Genomic DNA, 5792 nt, shown 5'->3' on the forward strand with positions numbered 1-5792 from the left:
ATCCGCTACTTGATGGAGGTGGTCCGCAGGTACTGCAGCGAGCCGTTCACCATGGGGACGAAGCCGTCGACGGTCGAGGCCGTCGCCGTGTAGGTGTAGCTCGTGAACAGCCAGATCCACGCGGCGTTGTCCTCGAGGTTCTCGGAGACCTGCGCGTAGATGTCCTTGCGCTTCTCCGGGTCGGCCGTCTGGCGTCCCTCGGCGAACAGCGCGTCGAGCTCGGGCGAGGAGTAGCCGGCGACCTTGTTCAGGTTTCCGGTGCTGGTGAAGTAGCGGCCATACATGCCGTCGGGGTCGGGACGACCGCCGTTGAGCGCGACGGCGGCGTCGAAGTCGGCCGCGATCCAGCGGTCGACGAACGCGCCGGATTCGAGGACCTCGATGTCGAGCGTGATCTTCGCATCGGCGAGCTGGGCCTTGAGGTTCTGCGCCTCGTTCACCGAGGTGGCGTACTCGCCCTGCGAGACGATCGTCTTGACGGTGACGCCGTCTTCCTTGCCGGCCTTCTTCAGGTAGTCGGCGGCCTTGTCGAGGTCGCGCTCGGGGCACGGACGCGCCTCGGGGTCGGACTTGTACGCGGGCGACGTGATCGGACCGGTGACCTCACCCTCGCCGAGGGCGGCGGTGTCGAGCACCTCCTGGCGGTCGATCGCGCACTGGATGGCGAGGCGCACGTTGACGTCGGCGAGGTCGCCGCGCGTGGCGTTCAGCTGCAGGGCGTGGTAGCTCAGCTGCGGGGTCGTGGCGACCTCGACGTTGGCGCCCTCGGCGGTCTGCGCGACCAGCGGGTCGTCGAACACCGCGAGCTGCACGTTGCCGGACTGCATCGCCGAGACGATCGACGACTCGTCGGGGATCACGCGGAACTCGACGGTGTCGAGCAGTGCGGCGTCGCCCCAGTAGTCCTCGTTCTTGGCGAGCGTGATCGACTGGCTGGCCTTGCGTCCGTCGAGGATGAAGGGACCGGTGCCGTTCGGGGTGGTGTTGAGCGCCTCTTCGGTGTCGTCGGACGACAGCATGGCCATGTTGATCACGGCGAGGTTGGCGGGGAGAGCGGCGTCGGGAGCGCTCAGCGTGAGGGTGACGGTCGTCTCGTCGGTGGCCTCGACCGCGGTGACGGAGGCGAGGGAGCTGCTCGCGACGGCGGCGGTGGCCTCGGCGGCGATCGCGTCGAGCGAGTACTTGACGTCTTCGGAGCCGAACGTGCTGCCGTCGGCGAAGGTGACGCCCTCCCGCAGGTGGAAGGTCACGGTGAGACCGTCGTCGGAGACGTCCCAGGACTGGGCGAGGCCGGGCACGACGTTGAGGTCCTCATCGAACTCGGTCAGCGTGCCGTACAGGTTCTGCAGCACGTTGACGGCCTGGAACTGCGTGGCCTTCCAGGGGAAGAGGGTGTCCGGGTCGCTGGTGACGCCGATGACGAGGTCGCCGCCGGCCGCGCCCTCCGAGGAGTCGGGATTCGATGCCGGTGCGGAACAACCGGTGATCACGAGCGCCAATGCGGCGGCCGTGGCGGTGAGAGCGCCGAATGACGCTCGCCGTGCTGTGCTCATTGCAGATTCCTCCTGGCTGGGACGCGTCGCCGTGGCGTCGGGTCAGGCGCTGTTGCCTGCCGCCCCGTGAACGTCGTCGGTCTTGGTTGGTACCAAAAGTACACGAACGTCACTACAGATGTAACAGAAGTTCCTCTACTGTTATGAACAGCGATCGGAGACCGCAATGCCCCATGAAGCTGCCCGCGAAGAAGCCGGCGCACACCCCGTCCTCGTCCGCATGCGCGCGATCCGTCCCGAGCTGCGTCCGAGCGAGCAGCGCATCGCCGACCTCTTCCTCGCCGATCCGGCAGGCACCGCGGGGCTCTCGGTCGCCGAGCTCGCTCAGCGCTGCGACACGTCGACCACCTCGGTCGTGCGCTTCTGCAAGCGGCTCGGCTACGAGCACGTGCGGGAGCTGCGCAACCACGTGCTGCGCGACGTCGAACGGGAGACCTTCGACACCGCCGCCCTCCCCGCCGTCTCCGGCGACATCGACCGCAACGACACCCTGGCCGACATCGTCGCCAAGGTCTCGCTCGCCGAGACGCTCTCCCTCGCCGACACCGCGAAGGTGCTCGACACCGAATCGCTGCGCGCCTCGGTGGAAGCCATCACGTCTTCGACCAGGGTCGACATCTTCGGCGTGGGCGCGAGCTCCATCGTCGGGCTCGACCTGCAGCGCAAGCTCACCCGTATCGGTCGTACGGCGCTGGACTGGTCCGACCCGCATGCCGCCTGGACCTCGGCGGCGACGCTCGGACCGGGGAACGTCGCGATCGCGGTGTCGCACAGCGGCGCCACCACCGACACGATCGAGTTCCTGCTGCTCGCCCGTCGGGCCGGCGCGACCACCATCGCGATCACCAACCACGCCGGGGCTCCACTGGCCGATCAGGCTGACATCGTGCTCACGACCGCCGCTCGCGAGACGGGGTTCCGCTCGGGCGCGCTCGGAAGCCGGATCGCCCAGCTCATGGTGGTCGACTGCATCTTCATCGGCGTCGCCCAGTCGAACTACGACCGCTCGATGGAGGCGTTGCGTGACACTTTCGCCGCCGTGCACCGCGTGCGCACGGGCGGAGCGTGACGAACGCCGGGCACGCACGGACAGGACTGTTCGCCGCATTCGCGGGGCTCGGCGTCACGGCGGCCTTCGTCCCGGCGATACTGCCCTCCGCCGAGCGGGCGATCGGCGCCGACCTCAGCGCCGCGGTCCCCGCCCTGTTCGCGGGGCTGCTGGTGGGCGTGCTGGTCTCCGGGCCCCTCCTGATGCGCCGGCCGCCGCAGACCGCACTCATCCTCGGCAGCGCACTCCAGGCCGCCGCCGTCATCGCTGTGGCCGCGGCGAGCACGCCCGGGGTGTTCATCGCCGCGGCGATCGTCGCCGGTTTCGGGTTCGGGCTGGTCGAGGCCTCGGGCTCGGTGGCGGCGAAGTCCCTGGCTGTCGGCAGCGCGACGGGACTGCTGAGCGCGCTGCTGGGTACGGTCGCGGTGTGCGCCGCGGTCACGCCGCTGCTCGTCGCCCTCGGGTCAGACGTGCGTCCTGCTCTCGGCCTCCTCGCGGTGGTGCCGCTCGCCTCGGTCGTGATGCTCGCCGGCCCGACTTCCGCGGTCTCCGCCCCCGAAGCTCCCGCGCATCGCGATGTGCGCGGGCTGCTCGTGCTGCTGCCGTTCGCCGTGGCACTGCCGCTCTACGTCGGCGTCGAGACCGTGCTGTCCGGCTGGTCGGCCGTGATCCCGGAGCGGATCCTCGAGGTCGATCCCGCTCTCGCCGCCCTGGGAACCTCGGCGTTCTGGACGCTGATGGCCGTCGGCCGCTTCGGCGCGGCGGCCCTGCGCCGGGCGTCCGTGTCGCCGATCGTGATCCTCGCCACCGCGACGAGCGGGGCAGCCGTGCTGATGGCCGCGGCCGGGATGCTGGTGGGGTCCGCGCCGGTGGGCGCACTCGTCGCGTTGGCCGCGGTGGTCGTGCTCCTCGCTCCGAGCTACGGACTCATCCTGGGGCTCGCCCTCGACCGGCTGGATCCTGCGCGCAGCGCGGCCGTGACGGGTGCGCTCGTTGCCTGCGGCGCTGTCGGCGGCACGTTCGTCCCCACGCTGATCCTGCTGGTCGGCCGTGACCCGGCATCCAGCACGACGTTCTTCGTGTCGGCTGCCCTCTGTGCGCTCGTGCCGGTGCTGGTGCTGATCGCGGCGCGATCCCACCACCCGGCACCGACGAGCGACTGACTTCTCCTCCCCCTTTCCGAGTGTCGAAGACCTTTCCACGGATGCCGGAATACCGCAGGTCGCCTCGGCAGATGCGGCGTAACGTCGATTCTGAACCCGCCCGCGTCAAGGGGAGCCCCGTTGTCCACTGAAGTCCTCGCGATCATCATCAGCGCCGTCGGCGTCGTACTCACCCTGGGCACCAGCCTCTTCGCCGCCGGCGCCTGGATGATCCGCCGCTTCGACGACCGCATCGACGCGATCGCCGCTGACGTCACCGACCTGAAGATCTCCGTCGCGCGCCTCGAAGGCCCGCCGCGGCACCTCATCACCGCAGGAAGAGGATGACACCGTGACCACGGAGACCTCACCATCATCATCAGCGCGATCGGCATCGTGCTCACCCTCGGCGCCAGCCTCTTCGCCGCCGGCGCGTGGATGATCCACCGCATCGACGACCGCATCGACGCCGTCGACGAGAAACTCAGCACCCGGATCGATGCGGTTGCCGCCGACGTCACCGACCTGAAGATCTCCGTCGCTCGCCTCGAAGGCCCACCGCGGCACCTCCTCACCGCAGGAAGAGGATGACACCGTGACCACGGAGACCTGGACGATCGTCATCAGCGCGATCGGCATCGTGCTCACCCTCGGCGCCAGCCTCTTCGCCGCCGGCGCGTGGATGATCCGCCGCATCGACGACCGCATCGACGCCGTCGACGAGAAACTCAGCACCCGGATCGATGCGGTCGACGAGAAGCTCAGCTCTCGGATCGACGCGGTCGCCGCCGACATCACCGACCTGAAGATCTCGGTGGCGCGCCTCGAAGGACCGCCACGGCATCTGCTCACGGCAGGGAGGGGATAACACCGTGACCACGGAGACTTGGACCATCGTCGTCAGCGCGATCGGCATCGTACTCACCCTCGGCGCGAGCCTTTTCGCCGCCGGCGCGTGGATGATCCGCCGCATCGACGACCGCATCGACGCCGTCGACGAGAAGCTCAGCACCCGTATCGATGCCGTCGACGAGAAACTCAGCACCCGTATCGATGCCGTCGACGAGAAGCTCAGCTCTCGGATCGACGCGGTCGCCGCCGACGTCACCGACCTGAAGATCTCCGTCGCCCGCCTCGAAGGACCGCCGCGGCACCTGCTCACGGCGAGTCGCTGAGCAGCGTTCCGGTACGACCTACCGCAGCACGAGGGCGGCGGCGCCGATGAGGGGCCCTTCGTCACCCAGCCCCGAGCGCACAACGCGGGTGCGCCGGGAGTATTCGTGCACCGCACTGGCGGTGAGCGCCTGCTGCACGAGGTCGATGTAGTCCGCAGACACCCGCGAGAAACCGCCGCCGATGGCGACCACGTCGAGGTCGACCAGGGTCGCGGCGTCCGCGAGCGCTTCCCCGACAGCTCGGGCCGAGCGCTCGATCGCCGAGCGAGCGACGGTGTCGCCGGCCGCTGCGTCGCGCGCGAGGTCTTCGCCCGTGGTGCCGGTCCAGCCCTGCTCCTGCGCCCAGGACGCACTCGCCGGCCCGGAGGCGATCTCCTCGAGGGTCAGCCCGCCCTCACGGCGCACCTGTCCGAGGTGTCCGGCGTTGCCTGTCGCACCGGGGATGTACGCACCGTTCGCGACGAAGCCGCCGCCGACGCCGGTCGAGACGACGATCGATAGCGACGCACCGGCGCCCTGCGTCGCCCCGAGCCAGGATTCGGCGAGCGCGAGTGCACCGCCATCGTGGCCGAGGACGGTGCGCACGTCGCGCCCCATGACCGTGGATGCTGCGGCGCGAACCGCCTCAGCGAGCGCGAAGCCGCGCGCGAGTGGCATGTTGACCGGCATGATCGTGCCGAGGGTCCGGTCGACGGGGCCGGCGCTCCCCGCGCCCGCGCCGACGAGCTCGGCATCCGCGGGCAGGGCGGCGAGCGCGTGCTCGACGATCGCGACGACGGCGGCGTTCAACGACTCGACCGTGGCTTCACGCCCGGTCGCCTGCCGGCTGCGGCTGCCCGCCACGAGCACACCGTCCTCCGCGACGAGCGCGGCC

8 protein-coding genes are annotated in these 5792 nt (G+C 69.9%); 6 read left to right on the top strand and 2 right to left on the bottom strand.

The genetic code is table 11. The features are described 5' to 3' along the window. Nucleotides 1–5 precede the first annotated feature (5 nt). Nucleotides 6–1553 (bottom strand): ABC transporter substrate-binding protein, encoded by a 1548-nt coding sequence (locus ACNPM4_RS13165; RefSeq protein WP_448985972.1) that lies wholly within the window; start codon nucleotides 1551–1553, stop codon nucleotides 6–8. Nucleotides 1554–1719: 166 nt separating this feature from the next. On the opposite strand from ACNPM4_RS13165, the gene ACNPM4_RS13170 reads away from it, so the two are divergent. The 6 genes from ACNPM4_RS13170 (at nucleotide 1720) to ACNPM4_RS13195 (ending at nucleotide 4918) form a co-directional block, all read left to right on the top strand. Next, nucleotides 1720–2622 carry a MurR/RpiR family transcriptional regulator gene (locus ACNPM4_RS13170; protein ID WP_091031753.1) on the top strand — a complete coding sequence of 301 codons (903 nt, stop codon included), beginning with the start codon at nucleotides 1720–1722 and terminating at the stop codon, nucleotides 2620–2622. Continuing rightward, nucleotides 2619–3764, top strand: a complete 1146-nt coding sequence (locus tag ACNPM4_RS13175; protein ID WP_448985973.1) for an MFS transporter — start codon at nucleotides 2619–2621, stop codon at nucleotides 3762–3764. The genes ACNPM4_RS13170 and ACNPM4_RS13175 overlap by 4 nt, the downstream gene beginning before the upstream one ends. A 120-nt stretch (nucleotides 3765–3884) precedes the next feature. After that, nucleotides 3885–4091 carry a hypothetical protein gene (locus ACNPM4_RS13180; protein ID WP_029261270.1) on the top strand — a complete coding sequence of 69 codons (207 nt, stop codon included), beginning with the start codon at nucleotides 3885–3887 and terminating at the stop codon, nucleotides 4089–4091. A gap of 48 nt (nucleotides 4092–4139) precedes the next feature. Continuing rightward, nucleotides 4140–4334 (top strand): hypothetical protein, encoded by a 195-nt coding sequence (locus ACNPM4_RS13185; protein ID WP_448985974.1) that lies wholly within the window; start codon nucleotides 4140–4142, stop codon nucleotides 4332–4334. A gap of 4 nt (nucleotides 4335–4338) precedes the next feature. Continuing rightward, a complete protein-coding gene (locus ACNPM4_RS13190) occupies nucleotides 4339–4611 on the top strand; it encodes a hypothetical protein (RefSeq protein WP_448985975.1) in 273 nt (90 codons plus the stop codon). Nucleotides 4612–4615: 4 nt separating this feature from the next. After that, the gene (locus tag ACNPM4_RS13195; protein WP_105711192.1) at nucleotides 4616–4918 is read left to right on the top strand and encodes a hypothetical protein; all 303 of its coding nucleotides are present in this window, start codon (nucleotides 4616–4618) and stop codon (nucleotides 4916–4918) included. 18 nt (nucleotides 4919–4936) lie between these two features. On the opposite strand, the gene ACNPM4_RS13200 is transcribed toward ACNPM4_RS13195, so the two are convergent. After that, a partial coding sequence (locus tag ACNPM4_RS13200; protein WP_448985976.1) for an ROK family protein occupies nucleotides 4937–5792 on the bottom strand: 856 nt, incomplete at its 5' end.

It is taken from the genome of Microbacterium umsixpiens (assembly GCF_053543675.1).

Coding starts and splice junctions, on each gene's coding strand:
- ACNPM4_RS13165 (WP_448985972.1), bottom strand. CDS start 1,553: ATGAGCACAGCACGGCGAGCGTCATTCGGCGCTCTCACCGCCACGGCC.
- ACNPM4_RS13170 (WP_091031753.1), top strand. CDS start 1,720: ATGCCCCATGAAGCTGCCCGCGAAGAAGCCGGCGCACACCCCGTCCTC.